At 65.1% G+C, this 21,191-nt stretch carries 15 protein-coding genes; 7 read left to right on the top strand and 8 right to left on the bottom strand.

Annotated features, from left to right (window positions below; genetic code table 11):
- Nucleotides 1-63: 63 nt before the first annotated feature.
- Complete coding sequence (locus FJV83_RS13810; RefSeq protein WP_095771694.1) at nt 64-867, top strand: oxaloacetate decarboxylase; 804 nt, start codon at nt 64-66, stop codon at nt 865-867.
- Here the strand turns inward: FJV83_RS13810 and FJV83_RS13805 are convergent.
- Complete coding sequence (locus FJV83_RS13805; protein WP_142886168.1) at nt 864-1,592, bottom strand: sulfate transporter family protein; 729 nt, start codon at nt 1,590-1,592, stop codon at nt 864-866. The two genes, FJV83_RS13810 and FJV83_RS13805, sit on opposite strands and share 4 nt — an antisense overlap.
- An 87-nt stretch (nt 1,593-1,679) precedes the next feature.
- Entirely contained in the window at nt 1,680-2,582 is a 903-nt protein-coding gene (locus FJV83_RS13800) for an EamA family transporter (RefSeq protein WP_142886167.1), read from the bottom strand.
- 246 nt (nt 2,583-2,828) lie between these two features.
- On the opposite strand from FJV83_RS13800, the gene FJV83_RS13795 reads away from it, so the two are divergent.
- Together FJV83_RS13795 and FJV83_RS13790 are read left to right on the top strand one after the other, a co-directional pair.
- A complete protein-coding gene (locus FJV83_RS13795) occupies nt 2,829-3,821 on the top strand; it encodes an adenosine kinase (RefSeq protein ID WP_095771691.1) in 993 nt (330 codons plus the stop codon).
- 232 nt (nt 3,822-4,053) lie between these two features.
- Nucleotides 4,054-4,746, top strand: coding sequence for an antitoxin Xre/MbcA/ParS toxin-binding domain-containing protein (locus FJV83_RS13790; protein WP_142886166.1), 693 nt, complete (start codon nt 4,054-4,056; stop codon nt 4,744-4,746).
- A 53-nt stretch (nt 4,747-4,799) separates the two neighbouring features.
- Here the strand turns inward: FJV83_RS13790 and FJV83_RS13785 are convergent, their stop codons facing one another.
- Nucleotides 4,800-5,885: a sensor domain-containing diguanylate cyclase gene (locus FJV83_RS13785; protein ID WP_095787183.1), complete on the bottom strand. Its 1,086-nt coding sequence runs from the start codon at nt 5,883-5,885 to the stop codon at nt 4,800-4,802.
- Between the two features lie 176 nt (nt 5,886-6,061).
- On the bottom strand, nt 6,062-8,341 hold the full coding sequence (locus tag FJV83_RS13780) for an NADP-dependent malic enzyme (protein WP_095771688.1): 2,280 nt from the start codon (nt 8,339-8,341) through the stop codon (nt 6,062-6,064).
- A 215-nt stretch (nt 8,342-8,556) separates the two neighbouring features.
- On the opposite strand from FJV83_RS13780, the gene mutS reads away from it, so the two are divergent.
- Nucleotides 8,557-11,286, top strand: coding sequence for a DNA mismatch repair protein MutS (gene mutS, locus FJV83_RS13775; protein ID WP_142886165.1), 2,730 nt, complete (start codon nt 8,557-8,559; stop codon nt 11,284-11,286).
- Here the strand turns inward: mutS and FJV83_RS13770 are convergent, their stop codons facing one another.
- The 4 genes from FJV83_RS13770 to FJV83_RS13755 all read right to left on the bottom strand — a co-directional run bounded on the left by FJV83_RS13770 (nt 11,287) and on the right by FJV83_RS13755 (nt 15,529).
- On the bottom strand, nt 11,287-12,132 hold the full coding sequence (locus tag FJV83_RS13770) for an aldo/keto reductase (protein WP_142886164.1): 846 nt from the start codon (nt 12,130-12,132) through the stop codon (nt 11,287-11,289).
- Between the two features lie 89 nt (nt 12,133-12,221).
- Nucleotides 12,222-12,614 carry a DUF305 domain-containing protein gene (locus FJV83_RS13765; protein WP_095787180.1) on the bottom strand — a complete coding sequence of 131 codons (393 nt, stop codon included), beginning with the start codon at nt 12,612-12,614 and terminating at the stop codon, nt 12,222-12,224.
- A 58-nt stretch (nt 12,615-12,672) separates the two neighbouring features.
- On the bottom strand, nt 12,673-15,192 hold the full coding sequence (locus FJV83_RS13760) for a heavy metal translocating P-type ATPase (RefSeq protein ID WP_142886163.1): 2,520 nt from the start codon (nt 15,190-15,192) through the stop codon (nt 12,673-12,675).
- Nucleotides 15,173-15,529, bottom strand: a complete 357-nt coding sequence (locus tag FJV83_RS13755; RefSeq protein ID WP_142886162.1) for a hypothetical protein — start codon at nt 15,527-15,529, stop codon at nt 15,173-15,175. The genes FJV83_RS13760 and FJV83_RS13755 overlap by 20 nt, the downstream gene beginning before the upstream one ends.
- A gap of 82 nt (nt 15,530-15,611) precedes the next feature.
- On the opposite strand from FJV83_RS13755, the gene FJV83_RS13750 reads away from it, so the two are divergent.
- From FJV83_RS13750 to murJ, 3 genes are all read left to right on the top strand, one after another.
- On the top strand, nt 15,612-16,409 hold the full coding sequence (locus tag FJV83_RS13750; RefSeq protein WP_142886161.1) for a glycosyltransferase family 25 protein: 798 nt from the start codon (nt 15,612-15,614) through the stop codon (nt 16,407-16,409).
- 90 nt (nt 16,410-16,499) lie between these two features.
- The gene (locus tag FJV83_RS13745) at nt 16,500-19,301 is read left to right on the top strand and encodes a [protein-PII] uridylyltransferase (protein WP_142886160.1); all 2,802 of its coding nucleotides are present in this window, start codon (nt 16,500-16,502) and stop codon (nt 19,299-19,301) included.
- A 150-nt stretch (nt 19,302-19,451) separates the two neighbouring features.
- Nucleotides 19,452-21,032 carry a murein biosynthesis integral membrane protein MurJ gene (gene murJ, locus FJV83_RS13740; RefSeq protein WP_095771681.1) on the top strand — a complete coding sequence of 527 codons (1,581 nt, stop codon included), beginning with the start codon at nt 19,452-19,454 and terminating at the stop codon, nt 21,030-21,032.
- The last annotated feature ends 159 nt before the right edge of the window (nt 21,033-21,191 follow it).

Raw genomic sequence — 21,191 nt, 5'->3', positions numbered from 1 at the left:
TTATTTGCCCGGCCGAAGACGGCGCGATAGCATCCGCCCCGACACTTCTGATGGGGAGCATTCATGGACAAGGGCAAGATCTTTCGCGACCTGCATGCCTCGACCTTCGTCATGCCCAATCCCTGGGATCCGGGCACGACCAAGCTGCTCGGATCCTTCGGCTTCAAGGCGCTGGCGACGACCAGCGCCGGCTTTGCCTTTTCGCGCGGCCTGCCGGACGGCGCGGTGACCTTCGAGCAGATGATCCATCACTGCCGCGAGGTGACGGCGGCGACCGACCTGCCGGTCTCGGCCGATCTCGAGAAAGGCAAGGGCGACAGTGCCGAGCGGGCCGCCGAAACCATCTTCGCGGCGGAAGCGGCCGGCCTTGCCGGCTGCTCGATCGAGGACCACACCGGCGATCCCGACAGGCCGATCTATGATTTCTCCCACGCGGTCGAGCGCGTCGCGGCGGCGGTGGAGGCGGCTCGGGCCTTGAAACGCGATTTCGTCTTCACCGCGCGGGCCGAGAATTTTCTGTGGGGCAAGCCCGATCTCGACGACACCATCAAGCGGCTGCAGGCCTTCGAGAAGGCCGGCGCCGATGTGCTCTATGCGCCTGGGATCGGCGATGTCGAGATGGTGAAAACGTTGTGTTCGGCGGTCAGCAAGCCGGTCAACGTCATGGCGAAACCGGGCTTCACCATCGCCGATCTCTCAAAGGCTGGCGTGAAGCGCATTTCGCTCGGGCCCTGGCTGACCAATTTCGCCTATGGCATGCTGGAGACGGCGACGCGCGAAATCCAGCAGGACGGCACGTTCGGCTTCACCCGCGCCGCCATGCCGTTCGGCAAATTGCAGGCGCTGTTCGGCAAATCCGCCGATTAAACGGCGGCCGTCATATGGCGACCGCGGTCAGCGGCGGCTTCCCGCGCCGAGACCGCCTTGTGCAGATGCACCATCATGGCGGCGGCGAAGAGCGGCGTCAGCAAATTGAGCAGCGGCACGGCAAGGAAGGCCGCTATGACCAGCCCGGCGAGAAACACCGTGCCGGCATACTGCCGGCGCAAGGCCCTGGCTTCGTCCTCAGGGCGAAAGCGCATCGCGGCGAATTCGAAGAATTCGCGGCCGAGCAGATAGCCGTTGACGATGAAGAAGGCGGCGATGTTGATACCGGGCACCAGCAGGAGCATGAGCGCCACGATGTTGCCGAGGATGACGACGCCAAGGAATTTTATCGCCAGCACCAGCGAGCGCAATGCCGGCATGGCGCGCCCGACGGGGTCGCGGGGACAGTCGGTGCACTCGAGTACTTCGGCGACATCGTCGAGGAACAGGCCGGCGATCACCGCCGTGACCGGGGCGACGAGCAAGGCCATGCCGAAGGCAAGGGCGATGGCCGCGATGATGCCGCCAAGCCAGCCGGCCCAGGACGGCATGCCCGGCAGCAATGTCTGGAGCCATGGCAAAGCCAGCCACTCGACAAGACTGGTCAGGCCAAACCACAAGGCTACCAGCGCCAGCACGGTCAGGCCGAGCGTCTTGATGAACACGGCACGAAACGGCGGCGAGAGCAGCTCGAGGACCGCGATGCGGGCAGCGTCGAAAATCACCGTGCTTCAACCCCCGGGTCAGCGGACACCGCCGACAGGCGGAGGCTCCCGAGATAGGCAGCGCTGGCCGCGAGCACAAGCATATCGCTATCGGGCAAAGGCCGACTTTCTAACCGGGATGGTCATGGCCGCGACGCCGGACACGACAAAAGCCATGCCCAGCCATGCCGTCGGCCCCAGACTTTCGCCGAGGAAGACGGCGCCGATGCCGACGCCGATCGGCACGCGCAGATAGGCCTGTGACGTGGTGCCGACCGAACCCAGCGTGTGGATGAGGCGGAAATAGATGACGAAGGCAAGCGCGGTCGAAAACACCGACAGGCCGAGCAGAGCCAGGATCGACGCCGTCGATGGCGAGAGCGTCCAGGGCTGGTCGACCACCAGGCTGAGCGGCACCAGCATGACCGCGCCGCACAGCATCGAGCCTGCCGCCGGCAGCATCGGATCGAGGCCCTTGAAGCCACGGCCGAAAATGGCGGCGCCGGCATAGCAGATCGTTGCCGCGACGATGGCGACCTGCGCCCACAGCTCGTGGCCGATGCCACCCAGCGCCTCGGTGCCGACGATGAGGCATATTCCGGCTATGCCGGCGCCGACACCGATCAACTTGCGCACCGTGACCGGCTCATGGCGGGTGATCAGAGCGGTGAGCAGGAAGGTGAAGATCGGCGAGGTGGCGTTGAGGATGGTGGCGAGGCCGGCATCGACCGAGCGCTCGGCCGCGGCGATCAGCGTGAACGGTATGACGCTGTTGAGGCAGGCCTGGAAGGCGAAGCGGCGCCAGGTGGCTGTGTCGCGTGGCATGGCAAGTCCGCGCCAGCGGATGATGGCCAACAGGATGCCACCGGCGATCAAGGTGCGCGCGGCGATGAAGGTGACGGGCGGGATGGTCTCGACGCCGATCTTGATGAAGGTGTAGGAGGCGCCCCACAGCACAGCCAGCACGCCGAGCAAGGCCAGGTCGGTGGTCGTGTCGCTCTTTGCAGACATGGGGACTGGCTCGCCTTTGATGGTGATCGGCAAAGCCAGCTTGTAAGCGACGGCCAGACGAAATGCTTCGTCCACGGTCGAATTGTCGTAGCGCCTGGCGTGTCGCGCTCCAGGGTTCGTTGCGGTTCAGGTCAGGCCGGCAGCACCTCAATAGCAACACACCCTAGGCAAAGCCGCCGCGAATCGCTAAACCCGCGCCCGGCCAGCGTGGCAAGAAGCCGGCTCGGGTTTTTGGCGGAGACATTGATGCCGGATTATGACGTGCTTTGCATCGGCAATGCCATTGTCGACATCATCGCCCAGTGCGAGGAGGCATTCCTCGAAACCAACGGCATCATCAAGGGCGCGATGAACCTCATCGACACCCACCGCGCCGAACTGCTGTACAGCCGGATGGGTCCGGCGATCGAAGCCTCCGGCGGCAGCGCCGGCAACACGGCGGCCGGTGTTGCCTCCTTCGGCGGACGCGCCGCCTTCTTTGGCAAGGTCTCCAACGATGCGCTGGGCGGAATCTACGCGCACGACATCCGCGCGCAGGGCGTCGCCTTCGACACCAAGCCGCTCCAGGGCGAGCCGCCGACGGCACGCTCGATGATCTTCGTCACACCCGATGGCGAACGCTCGATGAACACCTATCTCGGCGCCTGCGTCGAGCTTGGGCCTGAGGATGTCGAGGCCGACAAGGCCTCTGCGGCCAAGGTCACCTATTTCGAAGGCTATCTGTGGGACCCGCCGCGCGCCAAGGAGGCGATCCGGCAGACGGCCAGGCTGGCGCACGCGGCAGGCCGCGAAGTCTCCATGACGCTGTCGGATTCGTTCTGCGTTGACCGCTACCGCGACGAATTCCTCGAGCTGATGCGGTCGGGCACGGTCGACATCGTCTTTGCCAACAGCCACGAGATCAAGTCGCTCTACCAGACATCGTCCTTCGACGAGGCGCTGGCCAAGATCCGCAAGGACTGCGGAATAGCCGCCGTCACGCGGTCGGAAAAAGGCTCGGTCATCGTGCGCGGCGACGAGACCGTGGTGATCCAGGCGACGGCGATCCGGGAACTGGTCGACACGACGGGCGCCGGCGACCTCTATGCCGCCGGTTTCCTGCACGGCTATACGCAAGGCCGCGACCTCAAGACCTGCGGCGACCTTGGCTCACTGGCGGCCGGTCTTGTGATCCAGCAGATCGGCCCAAGGCCGAGGCAGAACCTGCGCCGCGAGGCGGAACTGGCTGGGTTGCTGTAGCAGCCGCTTCTCACCGTCGCGCAGTTGTCACATACCGCTCCTAGACGAAATCGAGAGCGTCCCGTGACTGACATTTCGGGGCGCCCGCGGTCAGATGGGATGTTGAAAAGATGCAAGACAGCAAGCTGTCGGGCGGCGTGACCCGTCGCCGCCATGATTTCCATTTTCCGCAGTAGTAATTTCAGCAATCGGCCGCGGCTGAGGGAGGAGCGCGCGGCCGGAAGACATGTGCATGAGCAGATTTCAGACAACCGGTCTTGGACAGGACGACTTCGCGGAGATGGTCGCGGAGGACGTCGAACGCGCGCTTGCCCATTATGACGAGGCCATAAACCAGTCCACCGTGGTCTCGGTCGGCAAGATCGCCGGCAGCATAGCATCCGCCGTCACCTTGCGGTCGCCGAAGCACCAGCGCGCCATCGACGCCATCCATGCCGACCTTCCCGGCCTTGCCTCGAAATTCGTGCGCGCTCTGGCGGCGGAAGCCGCGCGCCGCAGCGAGGCCGGCGCCGCCGATATGCCGACGGCTTTGCCGGCCGATGAAAGGCTTGCCCCGCCGCCACGGTCCGACGACCTGGAATCGATGCTGATCGAGGACTGGGCCGGCCGTGTCGCCGGCTCGACCTATCTGGAAGAGAACCTGCGCATCGCCCGCTCGACCCTGCACCGCTGGCAAAGGCGCGGCGATGTCATCGCCTTGCGCAAGGGCGGCCGCAAGCACGTTTTCCCGCTGGCGCAATTCGTCGACGGCAGGCCCGTCGCGGGCATAAGCGACGTGCAGTCGCTGATCGGCAATCCGAGGCTCGCCTGGCTGTGGCTGACGCGCCCGGCTGCACAACTCGACGGCCGCATTCCGATCGACCTGCTGCGGCAGGACCAGATCGAGGACGTCGTCGAAGCGGCACGGGCGTTCGCGCCGGGCTGAAGCCGGCGCGGTCATCCCTTGGATTTTGGAGTCGGCACAGTTCTTGGCGATAGCTAGGCCGTCTTGCGAAGGCGAGGCCTGGACGACGGCTGTTGCGGCGCCATTTCGCTGGCGGTGACCAGCCGATTTCGGCCGCTCTTCTTGCCGATGTACATCAGCCGGTCGGCGAGCGCGATCAGCGCTTCGGAGTCGCCAGCTTCCGCCGGATACATGGCCACGCCGACGGTGCAGCCGACCTGGATGGCGCCATTGGGCGTAGGAACCTTGATCCGCAACCTTTCCAGGATGCGTTCGGCGACGCGCACGGCCTTCTGCCGTGCCAGCTCGGTGTCGGCCGAGAAAAGGAAGGCGAACTCGTCGCCGCCGAGCCGGGCGACGAAATCGGCGCTGCGCAGGATCGAGCGAAGCTGGCTCGACACGCGCTGCAGCAGCGCATCGCCGGCCTCGTGGCCAAGCGTGTCATTGACTTCCTTGAACCGGTCGAGATCGATGAACAGCAACCCGGCCGCCTCGCCGGTGGCGCCGCAGCGGGTGACGACCGATCTGATCTCGTTGTGGAAGGCACGCCGGTTGGGCAGGTCGGTCAAGGCATCGTGGTTGGCCGAATGGTCGCTCTGCTGCTTCGCCACCTCGATCTCGCGCTTTTGCGCCGAGAGTTCCTCGTTGGCGATCTTCAGATCCAGGACCAACTGGGCGTTCAGGTCCTCGACGACCTTGCGGTCGCTGATGTCGACGACGAAGCCCTCCAGAAATTCGAGTTCGCCGGCTTTGTCCCAGACACCGCCGCCGATCTCGCGGACCCAGAGCGGTTCGCCGGCCCTCGGCACAATGCGATAGTCGACGTTCCAATTGCGGCGCGCCTCGAGCGCGGCGTCGACGGCGGCATAGACCGACGGGAGGTCATCCGGGTGGATGGCCGAGACGTAGTCGCGCACCGCATTGTGGATGAAATCGCTCGGCCGATAACCGCTGACGGTGAAGATGCCGTCGCTGATATAGAGCATAGTGTAGGACGCGTCGTTGCGGCAGCGATAGAGATAACCGTCCATGCGGCCGGTAATGCTGAGCAAGGCGTCCAGCCGCTCGTCGTGGTGGACCACTGGGCCGACCGTGGATACGGAAACTCCGTCATGCTTCATGGCCGCACCCCCATTTAGCGGTCTGAGCGCGCCGTGGATGCCGTTACGGCATGTCGGCAAGAGCTTCCCTATATCAGCTGAATCTTATCAATCTGTTATGGGGAGCCGGCGGCGTTTCGAGCCGCCGGGTTCGAAGAGCCAGATCGTTAGCTTCCGCCTTCCACGCGGACCGCCCCTCAAGTCCCCGCCGTATAGGCCGCGATCGCGGCCATGTTGACGATGTCCGAATCCTTGGCATTCAGCGAGACGATCTGCACCGGTTTGTTCAGGCCGACCAGCAGCGGGCCGATCACTGTCGAGCCGCCGAGTTCCTGCAACATCTTGGTGGAGATCGAGGCCGAGTGGAAGGCCGGCATGATCAGCACATTGGCCGGGCCGGTGAGGCGGATGAACGGGTATTGCGCCATCGCCCGGGCATTCAGCGCGACATCGGCGGCCATTTCGCCGTCATATTCGAAATCGACGCGGCGCTTGTCGAGGATGCGCACTGCCTCCTGGACACGCTCGGACCGCTCTCCTTGCGGGTGGCCGAAGGTGGAATAGGCGAGCATGGCGAGCCTCGGCTCATAGCCCATGCGGCGGGCGAAGCCTGCCGCCTCCTCGGCGATGTCGGCGATCTGCTCGGCATTGGGCATGTCGTGCACGGCGGTGTCGGCAACGAGGACGGTTTTACCTCGCGCCAGCACGATCGAGACGCCGATGACGCGGTGGCCGGGCTTGGCGTCGATGACGCGGCGGATGTCGTCGAGCGCGGTGGAATAGTTGCGGGTGACGCCGGTGACGATGCCGTCGGCGTCGCCCAGCGCCACCATACAGGCGGCGAAATGGTTGCGGTCGTTGTTGATCAGCCGCTGGCAATCGCGGAACAGGAAGCCTTTGCGCTGCATGCGCTCGTAGAGATAGTCGGTGTAGATGCCGTTGCGGCGCGACAGCCTTGCATTGATGATCTCGATGCCTTGCTTGTTGAGGTCGATGCCGGCGTGCTTGGCGTTTTCCTTGATGACATCGTCGCGGCCAAGCAGGATGGCGGTGCCGAGGCGCTGGTTCACATAGGAGACGGCGGCGCGCATCACCTGCTCCTCCTCGCCCTCGGCGAAGACGATGCGCTTGGGCTGGCGGCGCACGCGGTCGTAGATGCGCTGCAGGGTAGAGGCGATCGGGTCGCGGCGAGCCGACAGTTCCTGCGCATAGCGGTCGAGATCGAGGATCGGCTTGCGGGCGACGCCCGACTCCATCGCCGCCTTGGCCACCGCTAGCGGAATGGCCGAGATCAGCCGCGGGTCGAACGGCACCGGAATGATGTAGTTGGGGCCGAATCTCGGCCGGTTGCCCTGATAGGCGGCGGCGACGTCGTCGGGCACGTCCTGGCGCGCCAACTCGGCGAGCGCGCGGGCCGCGGCGATCTTCATGTCGTCATTGATGGTGGTGGCCCGCACATCCAGCGCGCCGCGGAAGATGTAGGGGAAGCCGAGCACGTTGTTGACCTGGTTCGGATAGTCCGAACGGCCCGTCGCCATGATGGCGTCGGTGCGGATCTCGGCCACTTCCTCCGGGGTGATTTCCGGGTCGGGGTTGGCCATGGCGAAGATGATCGGGTTCTTGCCCATCGACTGCACCATGGCGGTGGTCAGCGCCCCCTTGGCCGAGAGGCCGAGGAAGACGTCGGCGCCGTCGAGCGCCTCGGCAAGGCTGCGTGCCTCGGTCTTGACCGCATGCGCCGATTTCCACTGGTTCATGCCTTCGGTGCGGCCCTGGAAGACCACGCCCTTGGTGTCGCACAGGATGATGTTTTCGGGCGCGAAGCCCATCGCTTTCATCAGCTCGATGCAGGCGATGCCGGCGGCACCCGCACCGTTGCAGACCATCTTCGTGGTCTTCATGTCGCGGCCGGTGATCTCCAGCGCGTTGATCAGCCCGGCGGACGAGATGATGGCGGTGCCGTGCTGGTCGTCGTGGAAGACCGGGATGTCCATCAGTTCGCGCAGGCGCTGCTCGATGATGAAGCATTCCGGCGCCTTGATGTCTTCCAGGTTGATGCCGCCGAAGGAGGGTCCGAGGAAGCGCACGCAGTTGATGAACTCGTCGGCATCCTCGGTGTCGACCTCGAGATCGATGGAATCGACATCGGCGAAGCGCTTGAACAGCACCGCCTTGCCTTCCATCACCGGCTTGGAGGCCAGCGCGCCGAGATTGCCGAGGCCAAGGATGGCGGTGCCGTTGGAGATGACGGCCACCATGTTGCCGCGCGTCGTGTAGTCGAAGGCGCGGCTGGGGTCCTCGGCGATGGCGCGTACCGGCACGGCGACGCCCGGCGAATAGGCGAGGCTCAGATCGCGCTGCGTCGTCATCGGCTTGGTGGCGACGATCTCCAGCTTGCCGGGCCGGCCCATCGCGTGAAATTCGAGCGCTTCCTGCGCGCTGACGGACGGACCGTTGTTCTCGGTTTTCCTGGCCATGATGCTTTTCGATTTCCTCGCCGGTGCAGCACCTCCTTGAAGCGGGTGCTTTGTTTCGGTCCGAATTAAGACCACGCGCCGCCGCGTGTAAACCGCCAGCGCGCGGGAATCGCAGGCCGACGGGCAATTGCTTGCAAACCATCGCCTCGGTCTTCCCCTGCTTTTCGAAGCCCCGGCATTAAACCCGGCCACCACATCTGCTAGCGTGCCGCGCCATGAACATGCACATAGCCAATGAGCCCGACGCCCCCGAGGTGATGACGCCGCCCCAGCCCGGCACGGCCGCCGTCACGCCGATGATGGAGCAGTTCATCGAGATCAAGGCGGCGAACCCGGATTCGCTCTTGTTCTACCGCATGGGCGATTTCTACGAGCTGTTCTTCGACGACGCCGAAAAGGCGAGCCGGGCGCTGGGCATCGTCCTGACCAAGCGCGGCAAGCACCAGGGCCACGATATCCCGATGTGCGGCGTGCCGGTGCATGCGGCCGACGACTATCTGCAGAAGCTGATCGGCCAGGGATTCCGCGTCGCCGTCTGCGAGCAGATCGAAGATCCGGCCGAAGCGAAGAAGCGCGGCTCCAAATCGGTGGTGCGCCGCGACGTGGTGCGGCTGGTGACGCCGGGCACCATCACCGAGGACAAATTGCTGGCGCCGTCGGAATCGAGCTTCCTGATGGCGCTGGGGCGGGTGAAGGGCGGCAGCGACCATGCCTTCGCAATTGCCTGGATCGACATCTCGACCGGCGCCTTCCGCGTTGCCGAGACCATCGCCGACCGGCTGCTGGCCGACATCTTCCGCGTCGATCCGCGCGAGCTGATCGTCGCCGAGCCGGTGTTCCATGATCCCGAGCTGAAGCCGGTGTTCGACGTGCTCGGCCGCGTCGCCAACCCGCAGCCGCCATCGCTGTTTGATTCGGCCTCGGCCACCGGGCGCATCGCCCGCTTCTTCGAGGTGGCGACGCCGGACAGCTTTGGTACGTTTTCGCGCGCCGAACTGTCGGCGATCTCCGGCGCCATCGCCTATGTCGAGAAGACGCAGAAAGCCGAGCGCCCGCCTTTGTCGCGGCCCGAGCGCGAGGAGCAGGGCTCGACCCTGTTCATCGATCCGGCGACGCGCGGCAATCTCGAGCTCTTACGCACGCTGTCGGGCAGTCGCGAGGGCTCGCTGTTCAAGGCGATCGACCGCACGGTGACCGGCGGCGGCGCAAGGCTGCTCGCCGACCGGCTGATGGCGCCGCTGACCGACCCGGCGGCGATCGGCGCGCGCCTGGATTCGGTGTCGTTCTTCCGCTCCGAAACCCGGCTTTGCCAGGCGGTGCGGACGAGCCTGAAAAGCGTCGCCGACATGCCGCGCGCGCTGTCGCGGCTGGCGCTCAACCGCGGCGGCCCGCGCGACCTCGGCGCACTGCGCGCCGGTTTCGAGGCGGCCGGCGCCATCGTCGAAATCTTCGCCGCGACCGCCCTGCCCCAGGAACTGGCGGAGGCGATGGCCGCCATCCAGGCGCTGCCGCAGGCGCTTGCCCAGCATCTGACCCAGGCGCTCGGCGAGGAATTGCCGCTGCTCAAACGCGACGGCGGCTTCCTGCGCGGCGGCTATCACCCGGAACTCGACGAGATGCGGGCGCTGCGCGACGAATCGCGAAAAGTGATCGCCGGGCTGGAGCGCTCGCTGATCGAGGAGACCGGCATCCGTTCGCTGAAAATCCGGCACAACAACGTGCTGGGTTACTACATCGAGGTGACCGCCAATCACCACGCGGTCATGACCGGCAGCGATGGCGCCAAGGCGCGCTTCATCCACCGCCAGACCATGGCCAATGCCATGCGCTTCACCACGACGGAGCTTGCCGAACTCGAGACCAAGATCGCCAACGCCGCAGACCGGGCGCTCAGCATCGAGCTGGCAGCGTTCGATGCGCTGACGGCGCAAGCCGTCGGCGAGGCGGAAAAGATCCGTGCCGGCGCCGATGCGCTGGCAGCGATCGATGTCTCGGCGGCACTTGCGTTGCTTTCGGAAAGCGAAGCCTGGTGCCGGCCGGTGGTGGATTCGAGCCTTGCCTTCGAGATATCAGGTGGCCGTCATCCGGTGGTCGAGCAGGCCTTGCGCCGTTCGGGCGAGGGACCGTTCGTCGCCAATGATTGCGACCTGTCGCCGGAAGGGAACGCCAAGAACGGCGCAATCTGGCTGCTGACCGGCCCTAACATGGGCGGTAAATCGACGTTTCTGCGGCAAAACGCGCTGATCGCCATCTTGGCCCAGACCGGCTCCTTCGTGCCGGCGGCATCGGCCCATATCGGCGTCGTCGACCGGCTGTTCTCGCGCGTCGGCGCTTCGGACGATCTGGCGCGCGGCCGCTCGACCTTCATGGTCGAGATGGTCGAGACGGCGGCGATCCTCAACCAGGCCGGCGAACGGGCGCTGGTGATCCTCGACGAGATCGGCCGCGGCACCGCCACCTTCGACGGCCTGTCGATCGCATGGGCGGCAGTGGAATATCTGCATGAGAAGAACCGCTGCCGGGCGATCTTCGCCACCCATTTCCACGAAATGACCTCGCTGGCCGGCAAGCTGGCGCGGCTCCACAACGTCACCATGCGGGTCAAGGAATGGGAAGGCGACGTCGTCTTCCTGCACGAGGTCGGCAAGGGTGCCGCCGACCGCTCCTACGGCGTCCAGGTGGCACGGCTCGCCGGCCTGCCGGAAGCGGTGGTCGACCGGGCCAAGCAGGTGCTGCACCAGCTGGAGGAAGGCGAGGTTTCCGGCAAGACCAACCGGCTGGTCGACGACCTGCCGCTGTTTTCCGTGGCGGTGAAGCGGGAAGCGCCGAAGCCGGTGAAGAGCGACGCGCTCGGCGCCGCCCTCGGCGAGATCAATCCGGACGAGATGACCCCAAGGGAAGCGCTGGAAGCGCTTTACCGGCTGAAGGGACTGGCGGGGAAGTAGTCAGATCATCTCCAGGCCGCGCCTGCGTGTTGGCGGCGGAAAGGCGCGGTCGAGGTCGGCGAGATCCTCGCCCGTAAGCTCGATGTCGAGCGCCGCGAAATTCTGGCGGACGTGCTCCTGGCTGCTGGCCTTCGGAATAGCGATGACGCCCTCCTGATGCATCACCCAGGCCAGGGCGATTTGTGCCGCGGTCGCATTGCGGCGGGCGGCGACGGCATCGAGCCTGGCATTGCGCGCCAGCGCGCCCTGCTCGACCGGCGAATAGGCCATCAGGGGAATGCCGCGCCTGCGGCTCCAGGGCGCCAGATCGAATTCGGGGCCGCGCCGGACCAGATTGTAAAGCACCTGGTTGGTCTGGACGTTGCCGCCATCGGGCAAGCCGGCCAAGTCCTCCATGTCCTCGGTGTCGAAATTGCTGACGCCCCAATGGCGGATCTTGCCGGCCTTCTTCAAGGCCTCGAAGGCCTCGACCGTCTCGGCCAAAGGCACACTGCCCGGCCAATGCAGGAGGTAGAGATCGATGCGGTCGGTGCGCAGGCGCTTGAGGCTGTTCTCGCAGGCGCGCTGCACGCCCGCGCGCGATGCGTTCGACGGCAGAACCTTCGAGACCACGAAGACCTCGGCGCGGCGCCCGGCAATGGCTTGCGCCACCACTTCCTCGGCGCCGCCGCTGGCATACATTTCGGCGGTGTCGATCAGCGTGAGGCCAAGGTCGAGGCCGAGTTTGAGAGCGTTGACCTCATCGGCACGGCGGCGCGAATCCTCACCCATCTTCCACGTGCCCTGGCCGAGCACCTGAACCGCTTCGCCAGAGGGCAGCGTGGTGATTCTGATGGTCGATGGCATGGCAGGCTCCGTTCGAGGCCGAATCGCATCACAGGACGGGCGAGAAAATCCAGAGGCGTTGTCGCCCAAATCTAACCGTCGCGAAAGGCTCACTTGACCGGATGCGCGGCGAGCCAGTCCTGCATCTGCTTGATCTCGGCTTCCTGCGCGGCGATGACGCCTTCGGCGAGCTTGCGGATTTCCGGGTCCTTGCCGTTGGCAAGCTCGACCTTGGCCATGTCGATGGCGCCCTGATGGTGCGGGATCATGCCGCGGACGAAATCGACATCGGCATTGCCGGTGTATTGCGACGCCATCATGTCGGCATGCATCTTGTCCATCGCCGCCTTGTAGCCTTCGGTCGAAGGGCCGGTGGTGCCCATCGACATCCCAGCCATGTCGTGTTTCATCTCTTCGCTCTGCGCCGGAACGCTTTCGAGGAAGACGGCGATCAGCATTCCGGCCGCCATCAGCAAAAGCACGAGTTTCTTGGCCAAGGTCATTCATGGTCTCCTGTTGCTTTGGTTCGGTATCTGGGGGTTTCGTATTTGGGGGTTTGGATCAGAGTTTCAACGTCCGCAGCCGCAATGCGTTGGCAATGACCGAGACGGAGGACAGGCTCATCGCCGCCGCCGCCAGCATCGGCGACAAGAGCATGCCGGTGATCGGATAGAGCACGCCCGCGGCGACCGGCACGCCAAGCACATTGTAGAGGAAGGCGAAGAACAGGTTCTGGCGGATGTTGCCGATCGTCGCCTGGGCCAAGGTGCGGGCGCGGACGATGCCGTTGAGGTCGCCCTTGACCAAAGTGATGCCGGCGCTTTCGACCGCGACATCGGCGCCGGTGCCCATGGCAATGCCGACATCGGCGCTGGCCAAGGCCGGCGCATCGTTGACGCCGTCGCCGGCCATGGCGACACCGGCGCCCCTGCCGCGCAGTTCCTCGACCAGGGCTGCCTTCTGTTCCGGCAACAGGCCGGCGCGAACCTCGTCGATGCCGAGGCTTTTGGCGATTGCGTTGGCCGTGCGCTCATTGTCGCCGGTCGCCATGATGATCCTGAGGCCGCTGTCATGCAGCGCCTTGATCGCCTCGGGGGTGGTCGCCTTGATGGGATCGGCGACGGCGACGATGCCGGCCAGCCTGCCGCCGACAGCGACGAACATCGCCGTCTTGCCGTCGCCCTGCAGCGCTTCTGCGCTGGCCGCAAGGAAAGAGACATCGACGCCGAGATCGCCCATCATCGCGGCATTGCCGAGCGCCATGGCCTTGCCCGACACCGTGCCGGAAACACCCTTGCCGGTAACCGCCTCGAAATCGCCGGCGTCGGTGACGGCCGCTCCGCGCGCCGCGGCGCCCTCGACGATGGCCTCGGCCAGCGGATGTTCCGAGCCCTTCTCCAGGCTCGCGGCGTGCCCCAGCAAATCGTCTTCGGAAAAGCCGTCTGCCGCGATGACATCCGTCAGTTTCGGCCTGCCCTCGGTCAGCGTGCCGGTCTTGTCGACGATCAGCGTGTCGACGGAGGCGAAGCGTTCGAGCGCGGCGGCTTCCTTGATCAGCACGCCTGCATGCGCCCCGCGCCCGGTGGCGGTCATGATCGACATCGGCGTGGCGAGGCCAAGCGCACAGGGACAGGCGATGATCAGCACCGAGACCGCCGAGACGATGGCGAAGATCAGGCTGGGCTCGGGACCGAAGACGGCCCAGGCGATGAAGGCCACGACGGCGACAAGGACGACGGCCGGGACAAAGTAGAAGGAAACGCGGTCGGCCAATCCCTGGATCGGCGCGCGCGAGCGCTGTGCCTTGGCGACGAGTTCGACAATGCGCGCCAGCGTGGTCTCGGCGCCGATCCGTTCGGCGCGCATGATCAGCGAACCCTGCCTGTTGAGCGTGCCGCCGGTGAGAGCATCGCCCTCGGCCTTTTCGACCGGCAGCGGCTCGCCCGTGATCATCGATTCGTCGATGGAGGAGCGGCCTTCGAGCACCGTGCCGTCGACCGGCACCGCATCACCGGGCCGGATGCGCAGGCGATCGCCAGCCTTGACGCTGTCCAGCGGCACATCGGTCTCGGAACCGTCTTCGGCCATACGCCGCGCGGTCTTCGGCGCCAGATCGAGCAAGGCGCGGATTGCCGAGCCGGTCTTTTCGCGGGCACGCAGTTCCAGCACCTGGCCGAGGAAAACCAGCGCGACAATGACGGCGGCGGCCTCGAAATAGACCGGCACAGCCCCGCCATGGCCGCGGAACTGATGCGGGAAGATGTCGGGAAACAGGGTGGCGACGACGCTGTAGAGGTAGGCCGCGCCGACGCCCAGCGAAATCAGCGTCCACATGTTGGGGCTGCGGTTGAGGACAGACTCCCAGCCACGGTGGAAGAAGGGAAAAGCGGCCCAGAGCACCACCGGGCTTGCCAGGAGCAATTCTATCCAGACCTTTGTGCGATCATCGACCCAGCTTTCGAACGACACACCAATCATCGGCGCCATCGCGACGATCAGAAGCGGGACCGACAGGACCGCGCTGACCCAGAACCGCCTGGTGAAATCGACCAGTTCGGGATTTGGCCCCTCATCGCCCGATGGCACGCCCATCGGCTCAAGCGCCATGCCGCAGATCGGGCAGGAGCCGGGCTTGTCGCGGACGATTTGGGGATGCATCGGGCAGGTATACTGCGTGCCCTTGGGCGCGGGCGGCAGTGCCGGCCTGTCGCCGAGATAGGTCTGCGGTGCCGCCTCGAATTTCGCCTTGCAGCCGGCGGAACAGAAATAGAAGCCCTGGCCTTCATGGCGCGCGAAGTGCCTGGCTGTGCCACGTTCGACGCTCATACCACAGACGGGGTCGGTGGCCGTCAGGTATTGCTCCGGCTCGGCCTGGAATTTCGAACGGCAGCGCTCGCTGCAGAAATGATAGAGGCGGCCGCCATGCTCCGATGTCGGCTTGCCGGCGGCTGGATCCACGGTCATGCCGCAGACCGGATCGCGCAGAACGGCTGGCGCATCGGCACCGTTCGGCGCGCAACAGCTGCCGTGCGGGCCATGTGCGTGGTGATCGCCGCGATGGTCATGGTCTGGGTGCGTCATTCCAAAATGCCTCTATGCCTCTGCCTGATTGCGGAGGTAGTGCTTCCAGTAACTGGAAGGTCAAGGGCTGTTCCGATTTTTTCGTTTCCAGCCCGGCATTGGCCGCTCGCCCCGTTACCGGCGGCTGCATCATGTCGAGGCAAATGGCACGCGACGTCCTCGACGCTACCGCACCGGCCTGCGCGTAGCCGATGATCTCGTCTTCAATCCGGCGTTCCCGACATCGGGGCGCAATCTCCCGGGAAATCAGGCTGGCCTTGAGAGCTTGGCTCTCTGTTGGCTCTCCCCTTGCGGCATGATATTCACGCCACAAAAGATCAACAAACCATAGCGTCACCCGTGCTAGAAGGCTCCTGCGGTGCTTGGCGGTTCACGCCGGTTCCGTGGAAGCAAGGGTTTCGAAAAAATAGCTCGTGAAAATGAAGCGTCTGGTCATCAACCTCGATCGATCTCCCGAGCGGCTTGCTCACATGTCGAGGGAATTCGCCCGCATCGGCATTGGGTTCGAGCGGGTCGCGGGGATCGATGGCAAGCAACATCCCGACCTGATGCTGCAGCCGCAGCACGCAATACACGCCACCCGGCCGCTCTCCGGCAGTGAAATCGCCTGCCTGCACAGTCATCGAGCCTGCTGGACGATCATTGCACAGGACGGGGCCCCATACGGCGCCGTGTTCGAGGACGACATGGTCTTCTCCAGTAAGGCCGGGGCGTTGCTGGGCGATACGAGTTGGGTGCCGGCGGACGCCGATGTCGTGAAGCTGGAAACGTTCTTCTCCAGAACCGTGATCCAGAGGAAGAGGACCCCTGCCGGGCATGGTTTTTCCATGTTCCGTCTCCGCAAGGGCCATCCGGGGGCGGGCGGTTATCTGCTCTCGCGGCGAACGGCACGCGATTTTCTGCAGGCAACGGCGCAGGCCAACATTGCTGTCGATGATCTCATCTTCAACCCCATCATGTCGGCCGGCAAGACCATCTACCAACTTGTTCCGGCGCTCTGCGCACAGGATCAATTCGTCGACGGAAGGCTGGCGAGCCTGCTTGACCAGGAACGCGATGCCGCGCGGACCGCGAGCGGGCTTATGGCAAGGCAGAGGAAGCCGATGGCCGTGAGAATCAGCAGAGAGGCCGGGCGAACCGCACGGTGGATCGCCGATTTCTGCAGATTCCGGCAACGGATCATCGTTCCCCTCGATCCGGTCGAGGCATCGGACTAGGTCGCTTGCCGGGCCACCAGCAGGCCCCATACCCAGCGCCGCGAAAACACGCTATAGACGCCGCCCAAATGGCAAGGCCGACTGATACCTATGGCGAAAATCTCCTTGAAGCTCGACGAACTGATCGACGGCGAAGCCTTGCGCCGCGAGATGACCGCGCTGACGACGGCCACGGCGGGTGATGGTTCGGGACCCGCCGCCCGCGCCGGCGTGTTGCAGCTTCTCAAGGCCCGGCTCGCCGAAGGCCGAAGGATTGCCGAGGCCATGCTGAAGCAGGATGGCGGCGGCAATGCCTGCGCCGAGCGATTGTCGCATCTGATGGATGAGCTGATCCGGGCGCTTTACGATTTCGCGGCGACGCATGTTTACCGCGTGAAGAACCGTTCGTCGGCCGAACGCATGGCCGTCGTGGCGGTCGGCGGCTATGGCCGCGGCACACTGGCGCCGGGATCCGACATCGATCTTCTGTTCCTCTTGCCCTACAAACAGACGCCATGGGGCGAGCAGACCGTCGAATACATGCTCTACATGCTGTGGGATCTCGGCTTGAAGGTCGGCCACGCCACCCGCAACATCGATGAGTGCCTGCGGCTGTCGCGCACCGACATCACCATCCGCACCTCGATCCTCGAAGCGCGCTTCCTGTGGGGCGAACGCAAGCTCTATGACGAACTGATGCTGCGCTTCGACCATGAGGTGGTGCGCACGACCGGCCCCGAATATGTCCAGGCCAAGCTTGCCGAACGCGACGATCGCCATGCCAAGGCCGGCGAAAGCCGCTATCTGGTCGAGCCCAACGTCAAGGATGGCAAGGGCGGCCTGCGCGACCTGCAGACGCTGTTCTGGATCGGCAAGTATTTCTACCGCGTGCGCACCGGCGAGGAACTGGTCGAAAAGGGCGTCTTCACCGAGGCCGAGTACCGCGAGTTCCAGAAGGCCGAGGACTTCCTGTGGGCAGTGCGCTGCCACATGCATTTCCTCACCGGCAAGGCGGAGGAGCGGCTGCATTTCGACATCCAGCGCGAGATCGCCGAGCGGCTCGGCTACACCACCCATCCCGGCCTGTCGGCGGTCGAGCGCTTCATGAAGCACTATTTCCTCGTCGCCAAGGATGTCGGCGACCTGACCCGCATCTTCTGCGCGGCGCTCGAGGAGGAACAAGCCAAGCACGTTCCCGGCTTCAACCGCATCTTCCTCACCTTCCAGCGCCGCAAGCGCAAGCTTGCCGGCACTTCCGATTTCATTGTCGACAACCACCGCATCAACATCGCCGACGACCAGGTGTTCGAGCGCGATCCGGTCAACCTGCTCAGGCTGTTCTGGTTCGCCGACAAGCACGGGCTGGAATTCCATCCCGATGCGCTGAAACTGCTCACCCGCTCGCTCGGCCTGGTCAACAAATCGCTGCGGCGCGACGAAGAGGCCAACCGGCTGTTCCTCGACATATTGACCTCGGACCGCAATGCCGAACTCAATCTGCGGCGCATGAACGAGGCCGGGCTGCTGGGCAGGCTGATCCCCGATTTCGGCAAGATCGTCGCCATGATGCAGTTCTCAATGTACCACCACTACACGGTCGACGAGCACCTGATCCGATGCATCGGCGTGCTGGCCGAGATCGAGCGCGGCGATGGCGAAAAGGTGCATCCGCTGTCGCATTCGCTGATGCCCGGCCTCAAGAAGAGCCGCGAGGCGCTTTATGTCGCCATCTTGCTGCACGACATCGCCAAGGGCAGGCCGGAAGATCATTCCGAGGCCGGCGCCCGCATCGCACGGCGCATCTGCCCGCATATGGGGATGTCGGTGGCGGACACGGAAACCGTCGCCTGGCTGGTCGAGAACCACCTCGTCATGTCGATGACGGCGCAGACCCGCGACCTCAACGACCGCAAGACCATCGAGGATTTCGCCTCGATCGTGCAGTCGGTCGAGCGGCTGAAGCTGCTGTTGGTCCTCACCGTCTGCGACATCAGGGGTGTCGGGCCGGGTGTGTGGAACGGCTGGAAGGGCCAGTTGCTGCGCACGCTCTATTACGAGACAGAACTGCTGCTGACCGGCGGTTTTTCGGAAGTGTCGCGCGCCAAGCGCACGGCGGCGGCGCGCGAACGCCTGGCCGAGGCGCTCGCCGACTGGTCCAACAAGGACCGCAAGCGCTATGTCGGGCTGCATTACGAGAACTACCTGCTGACCGTCGACCTGCCGGATCAGCTGCGCCACGCCGAATTCGTCCGCGAGGCCGACGCCGCCGGCAAGAAGCTCGCCACCATGGTCAAGACCCACCAGTTCGAGGCGGTGACCGAAATCACCGTGCTGGCGCAGGACCATCCCCGTCTCCTCTCGGTCATTGCCGGGGCATGCGTCGGCGCCGGCGGCAATATCGTCGACGCGCAGATCTTCACCACCGCCGACGGCCGCGCGCTCGACACCATCCTGATTTCGAGGGAATTCGACCGTGACGAGGACGAACGCCGGCGCGCCGAGCGTGTCGGCCGGCTGATCGAGGACGTGCTGTCGGGCAAGAGCTGGCTGCCGGAGATGATCGAGAAGCGCACCAAGCCAAAGCGCGGCGCCAAGGTGTTCAAGATCCCGCCACGCGCCGAAATCCGCAATACGCTCTCGAACCGGTTTTCGGTCATCGAGGTCGAGGGGCTCGACCGCCCGGGCCTGCTGTCGGAGATCACCGGCACGCTGTCCGACCTGTCGCTCGACATCGCATCGGCACACATCACCACTTTCGGCGAAAAGGTCATCGACACCTTCTATGTCACGGACCTCACCGGCCAGAAGATCGACAGCCCGACCCGCATCGCCACCATCCGCAACCGGCTGACGACAACGCTCGAAGGCATCTCGCCCGAACGCGGCGGCAAGGCCAAGGCGGCCGCCGAGTGACTGCCATCCCCACCTTGTCCCACGCTCCAGGGCTGTTCATTGTTTCATGGAAACGGCGAACCGCTCCAGCTTTTTGTTCCAACGCAATTCCCGAGGCAAAGCGCGACGCGCTTTTTCCGGGAAAACCGCTCTAAGGCAGTCTTCGAACGCATGAGCCTCGTCAAGAAATTCGCTACCGTCGCTTCCGGCACGCTGATGAGCCGCGCGCTCGGTTTCGGCCGCGAGATGCTGATGGCGGCAGCGCTCGGCACCGGACCGGTGGCCGACGCCTTCAACGCGGCGTTCCAATTCCCCAACACCTTTCGCCGGCTGTTCGCGGAAGGCGCCTTCAACGCCGCCTTCGTACCGCTGTTTGCCAAGGAGATCGAGACGCACGGCACCGACGGCGCCAAACGTTTTTCCGAGGAAGTGTTCGGCGTGCTGTTCTCGGCACTGCTGGCGCTGACCATCGCCATGGAACTGGCGATGCCGCTGCTCGTGCGCTACCTGGTGGCGCCTGGCTTTGCCGACACGCCGGGCAAGTTCGAGACGACCGTCCTGCTGGCGACGATCATGTTCCCCTATCTCATCTGCATGTCGCTGGCGGCCATGATGGCCGGCATGCTGAATTCGCTGCGCCGCTATTTCGCGGCGGCGATCGCGCCCGCCTTCCTCAACATCATCCTGATCAGCGTGCTTGGCTATGCCTGGTACCGCGGGCTGGACGCGCATGCCGTAGGCTTCAGCCTGTCCTGGGGCGTGCTGGCTGCGGGGCTTGTGCAGCTCGCCATCGTGTGGGTGGCGGTGCGCAATGCCGGCATCTCGATCGGCTTCCGCCGGCCGAAGATGACGCCGAACGTCAAGCGCCTGCTGATCCTGGCCCTGCCGGCGGCGATCACCGGCGGCATCACCCAGATCAACCAGCTGATCGGCACGGCGATCGCGTCGGCGCAGGACAGTGCGGTGTCCTCACTCGCCTATGCCGACCGCGTCTACCAGCTGCCGCTCGGTGTCGTCGGCGTGGCGGTGGCGATCGTGCTGTTGCCGGAACTGTCGCGGGCGCTGAAATCGGGCAATCTCATCGAGGCGGCCAATCTACAGAACCGCTCCGTCGAATTCACCCTGTTCATGACGCTGCCGGCGGCGGCGGCGCTCTGGGTGATGTCGGAGCCGATCGTGCGGCTGGTCTATGAGCGCGGCGCGTTCGCCGCCAACCATTCGACGCCGACCGTGGCGGCGATCCTGGCGATCTTCGGCCTTGGCCTGCCGGCCTTCGTGCTGATCAAGGCCTTCACCCCGGGCTATTTCGCCCGCGAGGACACGCGCACGCCGATGATCTTCGCCGCCATCTCGGTGGCGGTGAACGTCGCCACCGCGCTGACGCTGTTTCCCAGGATGGGCGCACCCGGCATTGCGGTGGCCTCGGCCGTGGCCGGCTGGGTCAACGCGCTGATGCTGCTTGCGGTCTTGATCCGGCGCGGCCATTGGGGCCGCGACGTGCCGCTCCTGAAGCGCATTCCCCGACTGGTGCTGTCGGCGGCGGTGATGGCGGTGGCGCTGTATTTCGCCGAGCACTGGCTGGCCGCCAGGCTCGGTCCCGGCTCGCCGCTGGTCGTCAAGGCGACGACGCTGCTGGCGTTGGTGGCCGGCGGGGCGTTGCTCTACTTCGTCACCGCCTTTGCCACCGGCGGCGCTGATTTCGGCATGATCCGGAGAAATATCGGGCGTAAGGGATCGCCGCCTGTCGGCTGACGATCACCGGACTCTTGATACTGCCGCCGCGGATGCCGTGCGACCGCCTTGAACCCTGTGGATATGCGAGTGCTGAGGCGCCATCGCCTCTTCGTGTATTGCCTTTGGCGCCGACTGACAGCAGGACAAGCCTAGATTGCGTTGCCACTAACGTTGGAG

It is taken from the genome of Mesorhizobium sp. WSM4307, from assembly GCF_007003945.1.
GTDB lineage: Bacteria > Pseudomonadota > Alphaproteobacteria > Rhizobiales > Rhizobiaceae > Mesorhizobium.
The sequence above is the reverse complement of the archived record's forward strand: the minus strand, read 5'-3'. Positions and strand labels throughout refer to the sequence as shown.

Excerpts from the sequence above, each read along its gene's own strand:
- FJV83_RS13785 (WP_095787183.1), bottom strand. The coding sequence starts at position 5,885 with ATGAAGCATGACGGAGTTTCCGTATCCACGGTCGGCCCAGTGGTCCAC.
- FJV83_RS13795 (WP_095771691.1), top strand. The coding sequence starts at position 2,829 with ATGCCGGATTATGACGTGCTTTGCATCGGCAATGCCATTGTCGACATC.
- FJV83_RS13800 (WP_142886167.1), bottom strand. The coding sequence starts at position 2,582 with ATGTCTGCAAAGAGCGACACGACCACCGACCTGGCCTTGCTCGGCGTG.
- FJV83_RS13760 (WP_142886163.1), bottom strand. The coding sequence starts at position 15,192 with ATGACGCACCCAGACCATGACCATCGCGGCGATCACCACGCACATGGC.
- FJV83_RS13780 (WP_095771688.1), bottom strand. The coding sequence starts at position 8,341 with ATGGCCAGGAAAACCGAGAACAACGGTCCGTCCGTCAGCGCGCAGGAA.
- FJV83_RS13790 (WP_142886166.1), top strand. The coding sequence starts at position 4,054 with ATGAGCAGATTTCAGACAACCGGTCTTGGACAGGACGACTTCGCGGAG.
- FJV83_RS13770 (WP_142886164.1), bottom strand. The coding sequence starts at position 12,132 with ATGCCATCGACCATCAGAATCACCACGCTGCCCTCTGGCGAAGCGGTT.
- FJV83_RS13810 (WP_095771694.1), top strand. The coding sequence starts at position 64 with ATGGACAAGGGCAAGATCTTTCGCGACCTGCATGCCTCGACCTTCGTC.
- FJV83_RS13765 (WP_095787180.1), bottom strand. The coding sequence starts at position 12,614 with ATGACCTTGGCCAAGAAACTCGTGCTTTTGCTGATGGCGGCCGGAATG.
- FJV83_RS13745 (WP_142886160.1), top strand. The coding sequence starts at position 16,500 with ATGGCGAAAATCTCCTTGAAGCTCGACGAACTGATCGACGGCGAAGCC.
- mutS (WP_142886165.1), top strand. The coding sequence starts at position 8,557 with ATGAACATGCACATAGCCAATGAGCCCGACGCCCCCGAGGTGATGACG.
- murJ (WP_095771681.1), top strand. The coding sequence starts at position 19,452 with ATGAGCCTCGTCAAGAAATTCGCTACCGTCGCTTCCGGCACGCTGATG.
- FJV83_RS13750 (WP_142886161.1), top strand. The coding sequence starts at position 15,612 with ATGAAGCGTCTGGTCATCAACCTCGATCGATCTCCCGAGCGGCTTGCT.